At 39.0% G+C, this 17,745-nt stretch carries 13 protein-coding genes, 1 tRNA gene and 1 riboswitch; of the genes, 8 read left to right on the top strand and 6 right to left on the bottom strand.

Annotation, left to right across the window (positions count from 1 at the left end; translation table 11 throughout):
• The first annotated feature begins 264 nt into the window (after positions 1 to 264).
• On the top strand, positions 265 to 1,422 hold the full coding sequence (locus KMW37_RS01145; protein WP_215222769.1) for an acyl-CoA dehydrogenase family protein: 1,158 nt from the start codon (positions 265 to 267) through the stop codon (positions 1,420 to 1,422).
• 130 nt (positions 1,423 to 1,552) lie between these two features.
• The gene (locus KMW37_RS01140; protein ID WP_215222768.1) at positions 1,553 to 3,232 is read left to right on the top strand and encodes an AMP-binding protein; all 1,680 of its coding nucleotides are present in this window, start codon (positions 1,553 to 1,555) and stop codon (positions 3,230 to 3,232) included.
• A gap of 37 nt (positions 3,233 to 3,269) precedes the next feature.
• On the opposite strand, the gene bioB is transcribed toward KMW37_RS01140, so the two are convergent.
• Both bioB and KMW37_RS01130 read right to left on the bottom strand, forming a co-directional pair.
• Positions 3,270 to 4,247 (bottom strand): biotin synthase BioB, encoded by a 978-nt coding sequence (gene bioB / locus KMW37_RS01135; RefSeq protein ID WP_215222767.1) that lies wholly within the window; start codon positions 4,245 to 4,247, stop codon positions 3,270 to 3,272.
• A gap of 144 nt (positions 4,248 to 4,391) precedes the next feature.
• On the bottom strand, positions 4,392 to 4,946 hold the full coding sequence (locus KMW37_RS01130) for a DinB family protein (RefSeq protein WP_215222766.1): 555 nt from the start codon (positions 4,944 to 4,946) through the stop codon (positions 4,392 to 4,394).
• A 151-nt stretch (positions 4,947 to 5,097) separates the two neighbouring features.
• Here KMW37_RS01130 and KMW37_RS01125 point away from each other — a divergent pair, with 151 nt between their 5' ends.
• Both KMW37_RS01125 and KMW37_RS01120 read left to right on the top strand, forming a co-directional pair.
• A complete protein-coding gene (locus KMW37_RS01125) occupies positions 5,098 to 6,468 on the top strand; it encodes an exonuclease domain-containing protein (RefSeq protein WP_215222765.1) in 1,371 nt (456 codons plus the stop codon).
• Positions 6,469 to 6,764: 296 nt separating this feature from the next.
• Positions 6,765 to 7,562, top strand: a complete 798-nt coding sequence (locus KMW37_RS01120; protein ID WP_246581277.1) for a hypothetical protein — start codon at positions 6,765 to 6,767, stop codon at positions 7,560 to 7,562.
• A gap of 87 nt (positions 7,563 to 7,649) precedes the next feature.
• Here the strand turns inward: KMW37_RS01120 and KMW37_RS01115 are convergent, their stop codons facing one another.
• Positions 7,650 to 8,681, bottom strand: a complete 1,032-nt coding sequence (locus tag KMW37_RS01115) for a patatin-like phospholipase family protein (RefSeq protein WP_215222764.1) — start codon at positions 8,679 to 8,681, stop codon at positions 7,650 to 7,652.
• 550 nt (positions 8,682 to 9,231) lie between these two features.
• Between KMW37_RS01115 and KMW37_RS01110 the strand changes: the two genes are divergently transcribed.
• Complete coding sequence (locus tag KMW37_RS01110; protein WP_215222763.1) at positions 9,232 to 10,641, top strand: alkaline phosphatase PhoX; 1,410 nt, start codon at positions 9,232 to 9,234, stop codon at positions 10,639 to 10,641.
• 153 nt (positions 10,642 to 10,794) lie between these two features.
• Here KMW37_RS01110 and KMW37_RS01105 read toward each other — a convergent pair whose 3' ends face one another.
• From KMW37_RS01105 to metE, 3 genes are all read right to left on the bottom strand, one after another.
• Positions 10,795 to 11,190: an acyl-CoA thioesterase gene (locus KMW37_RS01105; protein ID WP_215222762.1), complete on the bottom strand. Its 396-nt coding sequence runs from the start codon at positions 11,188 to 11,190 to the stop codon at positions 10,795 to 10,797.
• Entirely contained in the window at positions 11,187 to 11,678 is a 492-nt protein-coding gene (locus KMW37_RS01100; protein ID WP_215222761.1) for a PAS domain-containing protein, read from the bottom strand. Before KMW37_RS01100 ends, KMW37_RS01105 begins: the two co-directional genes overlap by 4 nt.
• Positions 11,679 to 11,806: 128 nt before the next feature.
• Positions 11,807 to 14,152 carry a 5-methyltetrahydropteroyltriglutamate--homocysteine S-methyltransferase gene (gene metE / locus KMW37_RS01095; RefSeq protein ID WP_215222760.1) on the bottom strand — a complete coding sequence of 782 codons (2,346 nt, stop codon included), beginning with the start codon at positions 14,150 to 14,152 and terminating at the stop codon, positions 11,807 to 11,809.
• A gap of 197 nt (positions 14,153 to 14,349) precedes the next feature.
• A riboswitch (cobalamin riboswitch) is annotated at positions 14,350 to 14,546 on the bottom strand.
• A 293-nt stretch (positions 14,547 to 14,839) separates the two neighbouring features.
• On the opposite strand from metE, the gene KMW37_RS01090 reads away from it, so the two are divergent.
• From KMW37_RS01090 to KMW37_RS01080, 3 genes are all read left to right on the top strand, one after another.
• On the top strand, positions 14,840 to 15,796 hold the full coding sequence (locus KMW37_RS01090; RefSeq protein WP_215222759.1) for an aldo/keto reductase: 957 nt from the start codon (positions 14,840 to 14,842) through the stop codon (positions 15,794 to 15,796).
• 345 nt (positions 15,797 to 16,141) lie between these two features.
• Positions 16,142 to 16,215: transfer RNA gene (locus tag KMW37_RS01085), tRNA-Pro, on the top strand.
• A gap of 288 nt (positions 16,216 to 16,503) precedes the next feature.
• Entirely contained in the window at positions 16,504 to 17,727 is a 1,224-nt protein-coding gene (locus KMW37_RS01080) for a site-specific integrase (RefSeq protein ID WP_215222758.1), read from the top strand.
• Positions 17,728 to 17,745 lie beyond the last annotated feature (18 nt).

Here is a 17,745-nt window from a genome sequence, read left to right as displayed (position 1 = left end):
AAAATTAAATTTCCAATTGCTACACGAAATTTGTGCCATAAATGTATGATCAATATTTTATTGATGAAATAAATCTCTTTTCTAAAATTCAATTTGGGTTTAGTGTATTACTTAAATGCTTGAATAATGCGGATGAGTGAGGATTATTGAATGAAAATAGCCTATAGAATTGTCTGATAAAATTTATTTTGCCCTTGTAAACTTTTATATTACATGAGTTTATGGATAGGGTTAAGACCTTGGTCCATGTTAAACCCAAAATATATGTTTGAGATACCAAGAACCATTTTTACGGAAGAACATGAACTGTTCCGGCAATCCATCAGGGAATTTGTCAAAAAGGAAATTACACCAAATAATGCCCAGTGGGAAAGGGATAAGCAGGTTTCCAGAGCATCATGGAGCAAGCTGGGGCAAAATGGTTTTCTCTGCCTACAGGCCCCTAGTGAATATGGCGGGATGGCCATTGATGATTTTCGCTTTAATGCAATTTTTACGGAGGAATTAGGCTTGAGCGGATGTGCTGGTCCTACCATTGGGTATTCCTTACATTCAGATATAGTATTCCCTTATTTGTTGCATTATGGCACTGAGGCAGTCAAGGAAAAATACATTCCAAAGATGATTAGCGGAGAAAATATCGGTGCCATTGCGATGACTGAGCCAGGGGCAGGAAGTGACCTGCAAAATATCAAGGCCAAGGCAATAGATAAGGGAGATCATTATGAAATCAGTGGGACCAAGACCTTCATTACTAACGGTTATTTATGTGACCTGGTGGTGGTCGCTGCCAAAACAGATTTAAGTTTGGGAGCAAAGGGGATCAGCCTTTTTTTGCTGGATGCAAATATGGAGGGTTTTTCAAAAGGCAAGCCTTTTGAAAAGGTAGGACTTCATGCCCAAGATACCTGTGAGTTGTTTTTTGAGGAAGTTAAGGTGCCCAAGGAAAACCTTTTGGGTAAAGAAGGGGAGGGTTTTTCCTACCTTATGAAGGAGTTGGCTCAGGAGCGGTTGATAGTTGCATTGGCTGCATTGGCGCTTGCAGAATTTATGCTTCAATCAACAGTGGACTATGTGAAGGGAAGGGAGGCATTTGGGAGGACCATTTCAGCGTTTCAAAACACCCGGTTCAAGCTAGCTGAAATGGCTGCAAAGATTGAGCAGGCAAGGATTTACTGTGATCAACTGGTATTGTTGCATATTGACAAGAAAGTAGACAGTGCTATGGCCTCTGCAGCCAAATATATGATGACTGAGTTGCAGTGTGAAGTAGCGGATGAATGCGTGCAACTTCATGGTGGATATGGTTATATGTGGGAATATCCAGTTGCTCGGGCCTATGCTGATGCAAGGGTTCAACGGATATATGCAGGAACGAATGAAATAATGAAGGAATTGATTGCCAGAAAAGTGTTAAAATAAAGGGTTAAATATCAATTCTTAATAATTAGAAGGTAGGTTTTGTCTTTTATTAAAATCATAAATGATTTATATTGTTGTGTTTTATTTAAGTAAAAAGGCTATTGTTTGATTACCCAAAATAATAAAAAAGATGCAAGATTTTCCGTGGTTTAAATACTATCCAGAATCAGTGCCCAAAGAAGTAGATGTCAAGGCATATGAAAGTATAATAGGCCTTTTTGAAGAGAGTGTTAATAAATATGGCGATGCAGTTGCTTATGAATGCATGGGCAAAAAAATCAGTTTTATTGAGTTAGAAAAGCTGTCAAGGGATTTTGCGGCTTATTTACAACAGGATTTGAAACTTGAGAAAGGGGAGCGCATAGCCATTCAAATGCCAAATTTGCTTCAATACCCTGTGGTAATGTTCGGGGCATTGAGAGCAGGTTTGATCGTGGTAAACACCAACCCTTTATATACTGCCCATGAGATGAAGCACCAATTTGAAGATGCTGATATTTCTGCTTTGGTGATATTATCCAACTTTGCACATAATCTGGAAGGAATTTTACCAGAATTAAAAGTCAAACATATTATCATTACCAGTATAGGTGACCTTTTGGGAGGACTGAAAGGTGGAATAGTGAATTTTGTGGTCAAGTATATCAAAAAGATGGTTCCTGAGTACCACGTCCCAGAGGAGATAAACTTCAAATCTGCCATGGCTCATGGAGCTAAAAGACGCTTAGATCCCGTCAAAATTAATTTAGAAGACATAGCCTATCTTCAGTATACAGGAGGGACTACAGGTGTGTCTAAGGGAGCTGAGCTTACTCATGGGAATATCGTTGCGAATATGCAGCAGATATCTGCCTGGATGAAACCAAAGCTGAAAGAGCATGAAGAGTTTGTGATCACGGCATTGCCTTTATATCATATTTTTGCTTTGACAGTGAATTGTTTGGCCATGTTAAAGATAGGTGCGCATAATTTGTTGATCACTAATCCAAGAGATATGAAGGCGTTTTGTAAGGAACTAAGTAAGAATAAGTTTAGTGTCCTTACAGGTGTGAATACCTTGTTTAATGGCTTACTGAATCAGGAATCTTTTAGGAACCTTGATTTCAGTGGATTGAAGGTCGCTGTCGGAGGAGGAATGGCTGTGCAGAAGTATGTGGCAGATCGGTGGCACGAAGTTACCGGAGTGCCCTTAGCGGAAGGGTACGGCTTGACAGAAACCTCTCCCGTGGCCTGCTGTAACCCAATTGATGGAACGGAGCGAATTGGAACGATAGGTATGCCTTTGCCCAATACAGAAGTGAAAATTGTAGATGATGAAGGGAATGATGTGCCGCTGGGGCAAAAGGGAGAACTGTGCATTAAGGGACCACAAGTGATGAAAGGCTATTGGAGGCGTCCTCAGGAAACTGCAGATACCATGCTTGGTGAATGGCTGAAAACCGGTGATATTGCTGTGCAGGATGAGGATGGCTTTTTGAAAATAGTGGACAGGAAAAAAGAAATGATATTGGTTTCTGGATTTAATGTGTACCCCAATGAAGTGGAAGATGTTATTGCAGGAAATGAGAAAGTTGATGAGGTAGGGGTGATAGGCATGCCAGATGAAAATTCAACTGAAAGAGTTGTGGCCTATGTGGTGGCTAATGATGAATCATTGACGGCTGAGGAGCTGATTAGTTTCTGTAGGCAAAGTCTCACCAATTATAAAGTGCCAAAGGAAATTCATTTTGTGAAAGAACTCCCCAAATCCAATGTGGGAAAGATTCTCCGAAGAATTATCAAGGAAAATCATATTAAACAATCTGCATAAAAAAAAAAAGCTCTCCGTGAAAACAGAGAGCTTTTTTTTATAAGCTTACTTCTTGATCTTTAAATGCCTTACGCGGCTTAAGATTTAATGTCTGAAACAATTGCTTGTCCATGTCTACCTCTGGGTTCGGGGTAGTTAATAATTTATCCCCAGCAAAGATGGAGTTGGCTCCTGCCATGAAGCATAGTGCTTGCTCCTCTGTATTCATTCTTACCCTTCCTGCAGAAAGTCTCACCATGGCTTTTGGCATGATAATCCTTGCAGTGGCGATCATTCTAACCATTTCCCAAACGGAAACTTTTTCTTGTTCTTCAAGCGGAGTACCCTCTACTGGTACCAATGCGTTGACAGGAACCGATTCAGGATGTGATGGTAAAGTAGAAAGAGTATGAAGCATGCCCACACGGTCTTCAAGATTTTCTCCCAATCCAATGATTCCTCCAGAACAAACCGAGATATCGGCTTTTCTGACATTTTCCAGGGTATCTAATCTATCATCGTAATTCCTTGTGGTAATGATTTCATTATAATGTTCCTCGCTTGTATCTAGATTGTGGTTGTAGGCATAAAGTCCTGCATCCTTTAATTTGGCAGCTTGTTCTTCAGATAGCATTCCCAAGGTGCAGCAAACTTCCATTCCCATGGTGTTTACTCCTTTTACCATTTCAAGTACCTTGTCAAAGTCTCTGTTATCTCTAACTTCTCTCCATGCTGCTCCCATGCAAAAGCGGGTACTACCTGCTGATTTTGCATCAGCTGCCTTTTGTAGTACTTCTTCTACTTCCAACAATTTATGGACTTTAACATCAGTATGATATCTGGCAGCTTGGGGACAGTAAGCACAGTCCTCAGGACATCCCCCCGTTTTCACGGATAGCAAGGTACATACTTGTACCTCCTGAGAGTCATGAAATTCACGGTGAACTGTTCCTGCTTTATAAATGAGGTCTAGAATAGGTAAATCAAAAATTGCTTTGATTTCTTCTCTGGTCCAATTGTTTCTAATCTCAGTCATCAAAATTCGATTTGAATGGTCTAATTACAAGCCCTAAAATTATTGAATTTTCATCAGGATGTAATCTTTTTACCGTTTTTTCTGGTCTTGAGCCAATATGAGATGATCGCCTTGTGGTATTGCAATTCGCTATGAATAAGTGGGTTATTTGATTTGGTCCAGGACTTTTTTTGCCTGATTGAAATGCCTTTTTTCATGGATGACAATGATTTCCAGCGCAGTAGATAGCGGGTATGCGATTAATTTATTGGCTGGAGAATGGATGATCTGGCCTTTTTCCAGGTAGGGTCCTAGTTTTCCTATCCATTGGGATAATTCCTTTTGGTGATCTACAAACTTATTCATAAGTGCTCCCGCATCTCGATCAGGATACTTGTTCGGAGCCCAAATTGGGATAGTTTTAAGTTTTTTAGGATTCTCTGGAGATACTGATTTCAAAATAGTATTGCCCAATAATTTTGTCAGAAAACTAAAATTACCAATAAAGGGTTTTTCATAAGTACCTTCTTCCAGCTTTTGAAAAATTGGGAAATAACTTTGGTTGATTACTATCAGGTGTTGGATATTCTCCTCAATGCTCCAGACGTCTGGGGCAGGTTTATAAGATGATTGCTCGGGGCTTAGGCCTCCGAAACTGGATAAAAATACCTGAGTGTTTTCTTCTATTCGCTCTTGCCAGTCTTTGATCTTGCTTTCCATTGGATTATGGGGTATGGTTATGGATGAATATCAGTTTTATAAATTACCAAGCCTCTTTATTGGGACAATTTGGGTCAAAAATCGTTATTATGAATGACAAATTTGCCAAATTGGACATCAAATAATAAAAAATATAGAGCAGCATTTTATTATGATTTATGCCATTGTAGATATTGAAACGACAGGGGGCTATGGGAAAAGGCACCGCATTACAGAAATTGCTGCATTTCTACATGATGGAGAGAAGGTTTTGGATACCTATCAGACCCTGATCAATCCTGAATGTGAGATTCCTAATTATATTACTGGACTTACAGGCATCGATCAGCAGATGGTAGCAGATGCACCAGTATTTGAGGAGATCGCGAATGAACTATATGACTTTTTGGATGGAAAGATCTTTGTTGCGCACAATGTTAATTTTGATTATCAATTTATTAAGGCGGAATTTGAACGTGTGGGCAGGGAGTTTGATTTGCCGAAACTTTGTACTGTCAGGCTCAGTCGAAAGATATTTCCGGGATTGAGGTCATATAGTCTTGGAAGTATATGCGAGTCCAAGTCGATTTCCATTAAAGCAAGACATAGAGCATATGGAGATGCTGAGGCTACAGCTGAGCTGTTTGGGATGCTAATCGAGGCAGATGATCAGGGCGTGGTAGACTCTCTTTTAAAAAGGAATTCCGGAGAAGCTTTTTTGCCACCCAATATTAGCAAGGAGCAATTTATGGCTTTGCCTGAAAAAGTAGGTGTTTATTACTTTCATGACATAAATGGGAAGGTGATCTATGTCGGTAAGGCCCTCAATATAAGGAGTCGGTTCAAAGGTCATTTTTCTGGTGCTGGAAAGGGAAAGCAGGCCATGAAATCAGAGGTGCACAGTGTGAGTTTTCAGCTGACGGGCAGTGAATTTTTGGCCCTTTTGGTGGAAGCATTGGAAATTAAAAAACATTGGCCGAAATTCAATAGGGCTCAAAAGGTAAAAGGGACTTCTTGGGGCTTATATCGGTACCAAGATGGAGCTGGATTTGAGCGATTTCAGGTGGCGAAGACCAACAGGTTTACCAAACCTCTTTTAAGTTTTAGAAGTCACCATGATGCTTGGTCCTATTTGCTGGAAAAAGTAGAGTTATATCAATTGTGTCCCAAATTGTGTGGCATCCAAAAGACTGCTGCAGAATGTTATGATTATAAAGTTGGGAAATGCGAAGGTGCGTGCTGCGGGAAAGAAGGTGCAGCTTCCTATAATCAAAGGGTTGGAGATTGGTTAAAGCAAATGGAGAAAGAGCGTTCTAGGCTTTTGATAAAGGAAAAGGGAAGAGTTCCTGGAGAAGATGCAGCAATATTGTTTGAGGAAGGAGTCTTAAAGGCTTATGGCTTTGTAAATCAGGAGAATGAGATCATTGAGGATGCTGGTTTCTTGGACTTTTTAGATCCCGTAAAACCAGTTTCAGAAACTACTTATATCTTGGAACAATATTTAGCTAAAAATTTATCGGGGAACGTTAAACAATTGGTTTAGTTATAAGTGTAAGTAATTCAAATGGTTATGGTTTGTTGTCTTTCTAGGAGGATAGCATAGGCTGCTTAGTTGAGTATTTGTCTAAATATTCATTGTGTAATCAATCGAAAGATATTTTTTAGTAAATGTAATAAAAGACTATTATTTTTGATAAAACAGAATAAATTTCCTTAAAGTGGTGGTGTTGGTGGAAAAATGTTTATTATGTTTTTTTATTTTTCACATATACCAAATAATTGTTTATATTGATTAGAGTAGTGTTTTAGAGTGTTTTACAAACCCATAATTTCTACGATATGAAAAAGTTGTTTTATTTCGCCACAGTTTTGTTTATCGTCTGTCAAGGGGCATTTGCTCAGGGAGACCATCAATATATGGTAATTGAATTTATAAAAGTTGCTTCCACACAAATGGTAGATTATTCTGAGAATAAAAGTTTTATGGAGAAGATTTATTCTGAAGCCATTAAGCAAGGAGATGTGGAAGGATGGGACTTATGGTCATTACAGTCAGGGCCTGATCAGGGAGATTTTCAGTATGTCACTATCACCTACTATGACGATCCTGTGAAAATGATGAATGGAATGACAGACAATAATTTTGTTAATTATGCTAAAAGGGCCTTTTCTTCAGAAATGTCAGACCAAGAAATTGAAATGAATGTGAAAAATGCGGTAGCTAACCGTGATTTGGCAATGAGGGCTTATATGGTATTGGTAGCACGTACCAAGGATAATTTTGAAATGAAGCCTGGTGTGCTGGCCTCTTTTGACCTTATGAAAGCAGCTGAAGGTAGATTCAATGAATATGAGCATGTGGAAACAGATCTTTATCTTCCATTTCATCAAAATAAGATTGCAGCAGGTATGATGGGGAGCTGGATGTTCTTGAGAACTGCAGTTCCTATGGGAAGTGCAGCTGAGTATACACATATGACCCTGAATTTCTATGATGATTATTTGCAGTTTTTTAATTCCATGGAATATGAGGACATCGAAGCTTCAGAAGAACAATTAACAGCCATGGAAGAAGGCTTGAGTTATAGGGACCAAAAATGGGTTTATATGGCTACATTATTGAAAGCCATCAGGTAAATAAGGATTTTGTTTTTGTGAATTTATTTGGGAATGTTTTTTTAACATCAAAGAAAGCAGTATTACACGAAAGGCCCTGGAATTTAGTTATTCTAGGGTCTTTTCTATTGGTACTAAGTTCTCAACAATTTCATTAAGAATGTTCTGATTTTTTGATATGTATTCGGTGGCTGCTTCCCTTAATGCACCCAAATTGGCCTTGTATGAATCATCAAAATTACTTGAAGCATTATTCAGTTCAGGGTTAATTCTATGAAAGCCATTTTTGTTGTTTTCCGAATCGAAAAGCCATTTTAGCTGATGGGAGACTGTTTCAGCATTTCCAGACATCATTATGGAAAGTAAGGGCTTTGTCCATTGGCTGGAACCAAAATTCTTAGCTTCATGAAAGGTAAAATGCCGTTCGGATTTACCCGCTCCTAAGGACAAAAGGTACATGTCTTTACTGCTGGGGTGTTTTACGCTTTCAAAGTACATCTTACGTGTTTCTGCATATGCACACATGGCAGGGTTATTGGCAAAAACAGCTCCATCAATCAAGGGATAGCTAATGCCCAACTCTGATTTGATGTTGGCTACCTGAAAATATGGTGGAGTTGCAGAAGCTGCTCTTGCTACATCTTTGATATAAAAGTCCTTGGCTTTAGTGATTTTGGCATTGTGTTGAGTAAAAAAAATGGCTCTTCTGTGATCAAGGTCGTAGGCAGTAAAAAGACAGGGTTTAATTAATTGACTTAATTTGTTGTTCTCAAACTCTTTATCAAAAAAAGTTTCTAGTTCTTTTACAGGGTATTTTTCGTCAATTACACCTCCTAATGTTTGAATCTTATGAAAGAGTGTCTTTGAATAAACTTTGTTACAAAATTCAAGATAAAACTCGACCACTTCCTTAGCGCTGAATTTAGGTTTTGATGAAAGTTCAATATTTGGGGTCAATAATGCACATGTGAGTAATCCTCCAGAACCTGTTCCTGCTATAAAATCAACAAAATCCACCAATCTGGATTGCTGGTTTTTAGTTCTAAGCTGGATCTTTTGCTCTAGAGCCTGAAGAATAATGGCAGGGATAATTCCTCTGACGCCTCCACCATCTATAGAAATAATTTTAACCTTTTTCATTTGTCACTCATTTCATTGAAATTGATCTTAAATCAATAAAACCAAGGTAGTGGGCGAAGGTTTCTCAACTGGACCACTGATGATAAAATGTATGGGGACAAGTTCAGGTGTGGATTACTTTTCAATGGTTTTCTTGTCCTTTATTAACCCCCTTGTGTTTTTAATGTGTTACTTGTTTAACTATTTAGTATTCAGCGGGTTGGTTGGGTGTGTTTTACTGGGTATTTGATTATAAGTTACGGATAAAAATAAATTAAAATCCTATTTTAGGTAGAATATTAGCTTGATATTTTCTTCTAAATCAGGACAAGCAGGATTTTTGGGGAGGAAATCAAACCATGTTTTTCAACATGTTTAGTAAAACTAGAATTTTACGTTCTTTTTAAAATGAGAAGAAGATTTCGGAAACCATAATGTTTTAATAAAATTAGGGCAATCTCAATATTAAATTTCTTCCCTATCTTTTGATGTGATATTTGAATTGTATTTAGATTTTTTTAAGCGGAAATAAAAGTTAAATTAAAACTGATAAAACCAAAATATCCATTTTATGGGGACAGGAGAAAATACGGATCGAAGAGATTTTATTAAACAATCGGGAATGGTGACCCTAGGTTTCATGGGGCTATTCAGTTGTGTCCAATCTTTTGGTAAAACGAATTCATCAAATAATCTGGTGGGGTATGGAGAACTGGAAAAGGACCCAAATAATCTCCTGAACTTACCAAAAGGTTTTAGGTATTCTATTATTTCACGAGCTGGAGAGCCTATGCAAGATGGGCTGATAACTCCCGGAAGGCCTGATGGAATGGGAACTTTTCAGGGAAATGATGGCAAAATAATTATCATTAGGAACCACGAAAATAGTCCTGATGAATTTGAAGAGGGCGCATTTGGTTTATCCAATGAAAATTATTCTTCGGAACATGCAGCGGTAATTTATGAAAATGGCTGTGGGTCTCTCCCTGGATTAGGGGGGACTACAACAATGGTTTATAATCCTGCATCCGGAAAGGTTGAAAAGCAGTTTTTAAGTTTGGGAGGTACAGTTCGAAACTGTGCAGGAGGAGTGACACCTTGGGGTTCTTGGTTGACCTGTGAGGAGTCAACAGTCAAAAAAGGAGATTATGATGGAATATTGGAAAAGGACCATGGTTATGTTTTTGAGGTGCCTGCTACTGAGAAACCAGTATTGCATGCTGCAGTCCCTATTAAGGAAATGGGCAGGTTTAATCATGAGGCAGTGGCTGTTGACCCTAAAACCAGTATTGTTTATTTAACTGAAGATAGAGGGGATGGATTGTTCTATAGATTTATTCCAAAGGTTCCTGGAAAATTGCATAGGGGTGGTAAACTGCAGGCCCTGGCAATTAAGGGGAAGCCTGCTTTTGATACGCGAAACTGGAAAGATTTGGAGACAGAAAAAATGCCTTTAAATAAACCGATGGATGTGGAGTGGATAGATATGGTGGATGTAGAATCTTCCGAGGATGATTTAAGATACCAAGGTGCAGGTAAGGGAGCGGCTTGCTTCGCTAGGGGTGAGGGGATTTGGTTTGGACAGGGCGAATTGTACTTTGCCTGTACTAATGGAGGGGAAATTTATGCTGGCCAAGTATTTAGGTATACACCTGGCGTAAATGAAGGGAAGCCCAATGAACAGTCAGCACCAGGAAAGCTAGAACTGTTTGCTGAGCCTAATAACACTGAGATTTTAAAAAGCTGTGATAATGTGGCAATTGCCCCTTGGGGAGATTTGTTGCTTTGTGAAGACAGGGCGCACCCTTTTGTGGTTGGAATAACTCCAGAGGGAGGCTTTTATAAGCTCGCAGCTAATGTTGGTTATGAAAGCGAGTTTGCAGGAGGTGTGTTTTCGCCAGATGGTAAAATATATTTTGTCAATATCCAGGGCGCTGGATTGACCATTGCAATAGAAGGCCCTTGGGATAAGAAAGTTTAAATGAAGTTATCATTGGATGAAAAGAGCTTTTTCAAAAGCCCTCTTTATAGCTAACCCGTTTGCCAAGGTTAGATTGGATAATTATCAGAAGAAGTGATAGTTTGCCAGTAGACACTTGGGGAAGGATTTACTTGTAATGAGCCTGCTTCTTTCTTAATGTCCCTTTATAATAGGAGTAGGCTTTTTATTCTCATCTATGGCCACCAATGTAAAGGTGCCACTAATAGCCTTTTCCCTGCTTTCCTCATACATTTGCTCTATAAAAATATCAACTTGGATTTTAAGGCTGGTATTTCCAATGTGTATTATTGACCCTACCAATTCGATAATGGTTCCAGCAGGAATAGGGACTGTGAAATCTATTTTGTCACTGCTGACTGTAACCATTTTCTGACGGCTGAACCTAGTGGCGGTGATAAAGGCTACTTCATCCATTAGATGCATAGCGGTGCCTCCAAAAAGGGTGTCATAGTGATTGATGGTGTTAGGGAAAACTGCTTTGAAGATCCTTGTTTCGGCTTTTTTGATCTTAAGTTCAAGTGCTGTCATATTTCTGTTTCTAGTGCGAGGAGATGAGAGGTATTGCCTGATTCATTTTTCATAGGAAAAATATGAATTTCACAAAGATAGGGTGATTGATCAAATTTGTAGTTGATAAGTTTTAATCGAAAGGGAGAATCGACGGCTAATTTTTTTTTGAAGTCCCGTAATGCCAAGGGAGAAGTATCTTCACCCTGTAAAAAAGAAGGCTTTTTGCCTATTGCAAATTGAGGGACATATCCAGTCATTTTTTGAAAACCTTGGTTTACCCAAAGAATACTTTCATTAAGGTCTGTTAGCACAAGGGCATCATAGCTCTCCTTTAGCATGTCCAAACCAGTAGACCAATTAAATCGACTTTCAAAATATTCTAGTGTGGCTTGGTCTTTTTCTAAGGAACTGGGGAGTTTCTTAGAAAAAACACTTTGGATATAGATGTCCCAGCATTTTAAAGGGGTCTTTTTATGGGAATATTTTAGTTGTTTATTTGAAATCATGCCTTGAAAAATAATACTATTCCGAATAAGTATTAAACTCGTCCGGAATAGTGATTGTTTAAATTAATCTATATTTGTGGTCTCCTTCAGCTTGACATCATGGCCAAGAATCAGCGCTTTAATTTAGATTACTGAATTGCATTGGCATTATAGCTTGAAATGCTTACTGTCGCCTTTTTTCTTAGGGATTTAGCAGCTTGGACCATTCTAATGAGTGCTTCTCTGGTTTCTTCCCAGCCCCTGGTTTTTAGTCCACAGTCAGGGTTTACCCATAATTGCCGGTCACTGATTACGGCTTTGGCTTTTTCCATAAGTTCCACCATTTCTCCCTCTGTAGGGATTCGGGGAGAGTGAATGTCATAAACACCTGGTCCGATTTCATTTGGATACTTGAATTCAGCAAAGGCATCTAACAATTCCATTTGAGAACGAGAGCACTCAATAGTGATGACATCGGCGTCCATGGCCGCAATATGTTGGATGATATCATTGAATTCAGAATAACACATATGGGTATGTATTTGTGTTTTGTCCTGCACGCCCGATGCTGCAATTCGGAAACATTCAACGGCCCATTTTAAGTAATTATCCCATTGAGAAAGTCTTAAAGGAAGCCCTTCTCTAAGCGCTGGCTCATCGATTTGAATGATTTTGATCCCAGCATCTTCAAGGTCATTGACTTCTTCACGAATTGCCAATGCAATTTGTTGGCAAGTAACTGACCGTGGCTGGTCATTTCTGACAAACGACCATTGCAGAATAGTCACTGGACCTGTCAGCATTCCTTTTACATTTTTCTCTGTTAAGGATTGGGCAAAGGCAGTCCAGTATTTGGTCATGGCCTCGGGCCTTGAGACGTCGCCATAGATAATAGGAGGTTTGACGCATCTAGAACCGTAGCTTTGTACCCATCCGTTTTGGGTAAAAACAAAGCCCTCTAGCCTTTCACCAAAGTATTCGACCATATCATTTCTCTCAAATTCCCCATGCACCAATACGTCCAAGCCAATAGCTTCCTGCCACTGGATGGCAGCTTTTGTTTCTTCGCTGATAAGTTCATCATATTGATTTTGAGTCAATACTCCTTTTTTTAGATTTGCACGCCATTGTCGAACGTCTTTGGTTTGTGGAAAAGAGCCAATGGTAGTGGTAGGGAATAAGGGTAGGTTCAGGTTCTGTTCCTGAAGTTTTTGGCGATCCCTAAATTGACTTTTTCTTTGACTATGCCCTGGACCAAGCAAGCCCAATGCAGCTGCTACCTTAGCATTGTGAATAATGCTCGCCTTAGCTTTGCTATGGATAGCGGCCTTATTGTCGGATAGAATGGCCAAATTGGTCTCATTTTCCTTATTCAATGCCAACTCCTTCAAATAAACTATTTCCTTTACTTTTTGCTTTGCAAAGGCCATCCAGTTTTTAATTTCTGCAGTCAGGTCCATTTCATTGGATTCTCCTTCCAGATCACATGGACTGTGCAGTAGGGAACAGCTTGGGCCTATTAATAGCCTTTCTGGTGCTTTGGCACTTAAAGCTTTTTCAATCAATTCGAGTGAACTTTCAAAATCGTTTTTCCAGATATTCCTGCCATCTACAAGTCCTAATGATAAACTCATGTTTTTAGGAATGACTTCAAGAATCTTATCCAATTGCTCGGGAGCCCTTACGAGATCTATATGTAAGGCACAAACAGGTAAGGAGGTCGCCAGATTGATATTGTCTCCCAAAGTACCAAAATAGCTTGCTATCAAAATTTTGAGCGATGGACTGGCTTTTTTGATTTCCTTATAAGCATATTGGATGGCTTCTTTTTCCTCGCTAGAGAGGTCCATGGCCAAGTAGGGCTCATCGATTTGTACCCATGTAGCGCCTGAGTTTTCCAGTTTTTTTAAGATTTCCAGATAAACAGGCAACAAGTTTTTGATCAGGGAGATTCTATTGAATCCCGTCTCCTTTTCCTTGCCCAAGAGCAAATAGGAAACAGGGCCTAAAATTACAGGCTTGGTAGGGATTCCAAGCCTTTTAGCTTCTTTGAATTCGTCAAGCACCTTGGTGGAAAAAAGCTTGAACTTTTGATCTTTTTTAAACTCAGGAACGATGTAATGGTAATTGGTGTCAAACCATTTGGTCATTTCCATGGCAATGATATCCAATTCATTATTTTGGTATCCTCTGGCCATGGCGAAGTAAAGGTCCAGTTCAGGTTGTTTTTGGTCAGTAACGATATTGTGGTATCTTTCAGGTATTGCCCCGACGGTCAATGACATATCCAATACTTGATCATAAAAGGAGAAGTCATTTGAAGGGATCAGGTCAATGCCCGCTTTCTGCTGCAACTTCCAGTTTTGCAATCGGATGTCTGCTCCGGTTTGAAGAAGTTCATGGAGAGAGATCTTCCCTTTCCAGTAGGCCTCACTGGCCTTTTTTAGTTGTCTTTTGCTACCAATTCGCGGATAGCCAAGATTGTGCGTTAGCATAATGATAAACTTTTAACATGATAAATAATTGTCAAAAGCCTTTAGCTAAACTTCGCAATGCGGCAATAGGAAGGCAAAACTGAAAAATAGGACGGACTTTTCCCTTGGGCATACTGATCCCAGGAGAAGAAAGGAAAAGGAGTCGTACTTGACAGGAGCTTCAAATCGCGAAAGCATTGTCATTTCTGTCCTCCATAATGGACAGTTCAAAATAGGCAGGTCTCCTGGCTTATAACATTTTTGCCATCCTTCCCACCCCGATAGCTATCGGGACAGTGGACATACAGTGGGCAAAAACTTTCACGTTACTTACAGTTGCGCGACAGCCCGTGATTTTCACACGGTTCCCTATTATCATCGACCTTCGCCGATGACCTATAATGGTAAATGAAGAAATTATGTAAAGAACTTTGAACAGCAAATATAGTGAATGCAATCCGAAAAGAGACGATAAATAAAATGCGCTCGTAAGAATTAGTGAAATCTAATAGCCTGAATCAAGTCGGTTTGTACAAAATAATTTGTCCATGGTGGGGGCTTAGTTGGTTGGCTGTTAGTTTTTTGAAGATGACAGGAAGACCTGGTAGGGGTATCGGTTTATTGGGAATTCAATGGTATCATCATTTAAACTTTTAATTTTGTAAGGGATGAAAATGTGAGAAAAATGGGTTTAAATATTATCCTCAAATGTCAAAAACAAAAATAGGCTTAGGGCTAGCATCCTTAGGGAGACCAGAATACATTAATATTCGCCCCGATCAAAATATTGATAAATCTGCAGAGGCTTTTCAAAGAAAGACCATGGAAGTCCTCGATGAGGCATATCAACAGGGAATTCGATACTTTGATACTGCGCCTTCATACGGAAGGGGAGAGGAGTTTTTATTGGATTGGTATCAAAGTAGAAAATATGAAGATTTGGTGTTGGGCACCAAATGGGGATACACTTACAAGGCCAATTGGGAATTGGGCTATAATGGCCCGCATGAGGTAAAAGAGCATTCTTTGAGAAAACTAAAAGAACAATGGGCCTATTCGAAGCAGCTATTGCCAGCATTAGGAATATATCAAATTCACTCTGCCACCTTTGAATCTGGAGTGCTGGAAAACAAAGAGGTGCATAGAGAGCTGATGGCCATTAAAAATAAGTATGGGTTGAAAATTGGCTTGACCACTAGCGGAAAGGAGCAAAGCAAAATTATGGAATTCGCAATGGGGATTGAGTTGGATGGAAAGGAACTTTTTGACAGTTTTCAGGTTACTTTCAATCTGTTTGAGCAAAGTACACTACCAATGCTATATAAAGCAAAAAGTAAAGGGAAGCTATTGATCATAAAGGAGGGAATGGCTAATGGCAGGATATTTCCAAATGAGCATTATCAACACTATAAGGGGTATTATCAAGTGCTGTCTGCTATTTCCAGAGAATATGGGGTAGGGATAGATGCTTTGGCATTGCGATTTTGTATGGATTTGGTCAAACCTGATTATGTTCTTAGTGGAGCAGGGAATATTGAGCAATTGAAGGAGAATTTAAAAGCCAACGGGTTTACGTTGTTGAGAAAAGACTTGGTAAAACTAGGGTCCATGGCGATTGATGTTTCTGATTATTGGGACGAGCGCAGTCAACTTGCATGGAATTAAATCAAATTTGGTTTTATAATTATTGAAAAACTATTTTATTTGCATCGGCTTCTAAATGTAAACAAAGAAAGCTGTCCGGAAAGTTGAAAGAGAAGAAAAAAGTCATCTTTTTTCATTAAAAAAGGTCAAAAATTCGGAGTGTATCCCGATGGTGATCGGGAGTGTTGCGGGTTCGAATAGGAAGATAAAAGGAGTGTCTTTCTCCAATAGTAAAGACAAGAGAATCGGAGTGTATCCCGATAGTTATCGGGACTGGTAGCGTATCCCGATGGTGATCGGGAGTGTTGTGGGTTGGAATAGGAAGATAAAAGGAGTGTCTTTCTCCAATATTAAAGACAAGAGAATCGGAGTGTAGCGCAGCCCGGTAGCGTACTTGCATGGGGTGCAAGGGGTCGTGGGTTCGAATCCCGCCACTCCGACAAAAAGGGGGGTAAATCGCTCCAAAAGCCTTCAAAACGTATGTTTTGGAGGCTTTTTTGTTTTTTATACCCTAAAAAACATCAAACAATTTCAAAGAAAATGAGACCTATTCGGTGACCTAATTAATTTTTTATATTAGGTCACTGGTTAGAGCTTAACTTGTTGGTAGTCATTGAGTTCCTGATCTCGAATTTTGGGTGTTTTTGGGCCATTTTGAGCTTGAAAATAAGTCGTTTTGGTGACCTTTTTTAGTCAAAAGGCACCATTTTAAACCAAATGAAATTGTTATGAAAAGATCTAAAACACTTGGTATTCAGTTTATTACAAGGAAAAATAAGGCTATGGAAGGAGGGAAGGTTCCGGTGCATTGCCGAATTACTGTAGATGGAAAGCGAGTGGAAATCTCTGTCAAGAAGGAAATTGAATGGGGTCTTTGGGACCATGGAAAAGGGAAGGTTAAAGGCAATAACCCAGAGTCAAGAACCTTTAATAGTTTTTTGGAACACTTTAGGGCTCAGATTCTGGAAAGCTACCAAGAATTGTTTGTTGAGAAGAAAAATATTACTGCCCAATCAGTCAAAAACAAGTTTTTGGGAATCGAGGAAGAAACACATACCTTGATGGAGTTAATTGATTATCACAATATTCAAAATCATGGGATTTTGGCAGAGGGGACATTAAAAAACTACCGTACCACTAAAAAACATCTTTTAGAATTTCTTGAAAATAAAAGGAAGAGGAAGGATATTGATGTCACTGAAATCAATTATAAGTTTATTACTGATTATGAGTACCATTTAAGGACTTTTAAGCCAAAGGATAATAGACGGACAATAGCCAATAATGGCGTGATGAAGCACCTCATTCGGTTAAAGAAATTAATGACTTTGGCATTCAAGATGGAATGGATTACAAAAGATCCATTTTTGAACTATAAATTCAAATTCAAGAAGGTACAAAGAAATTTTTTAGAGCAGGAAGAGCTTTCCCGAATTGAAAATAAAGAATTTTCCATAAAGAGATTGGATTGGGTACGTGACTTGTTTGTTTTCTGTTGCTATACTGGACTTTCCTATATTGATTCCATGAACTTAAAAAGATTAAACATGGCTAAGGGAATTGATGGAGAGCAATGGCTGATAACCAGCAGGAAGAAAACAGATGAGCCGGTAAAATTACCATTGCTTCCTAAACCATTATTTATAATTGAAAAGTATAAAAATGATCCTAGGTCTAAGGCTAATGGAACCTTGTTTCCTCCAATTTCCAATCAAAAGATGAACAGTTATTTAAAGGAAATTGCAGATTTATGTGGGATAGAAAAGAACCTTACCCACCACACAGCCAGACATACATTCGCTACAACAGTTACTTTGATGAATGGGGTCCCAATAGAAACTGTAAGTAAGATGTTGGGGCATAGTAAAATTGCTACTACCCAAATTTATGCTAGGGTGGTTGAGAAAAAAATAAGCCAGGATATGGGATTGCTAAGGGCAAAGCTCTTTTAATACTAAAGTCTAATAGGG

It is taken from the genome of Echinicola shivajiensis (assembly GCF_018642165.1).
In the GTDB taxonomy this organism is placed as follows: Bacteria; Bacteroidota; Bacteroidia; order Cytophagales; family Cyclobacteriaceae; genus Echinicola; species Echinicola shivajiensis.
This window is presented reverse-complemented; position numbering and strand designations above follow the sequence as displayed.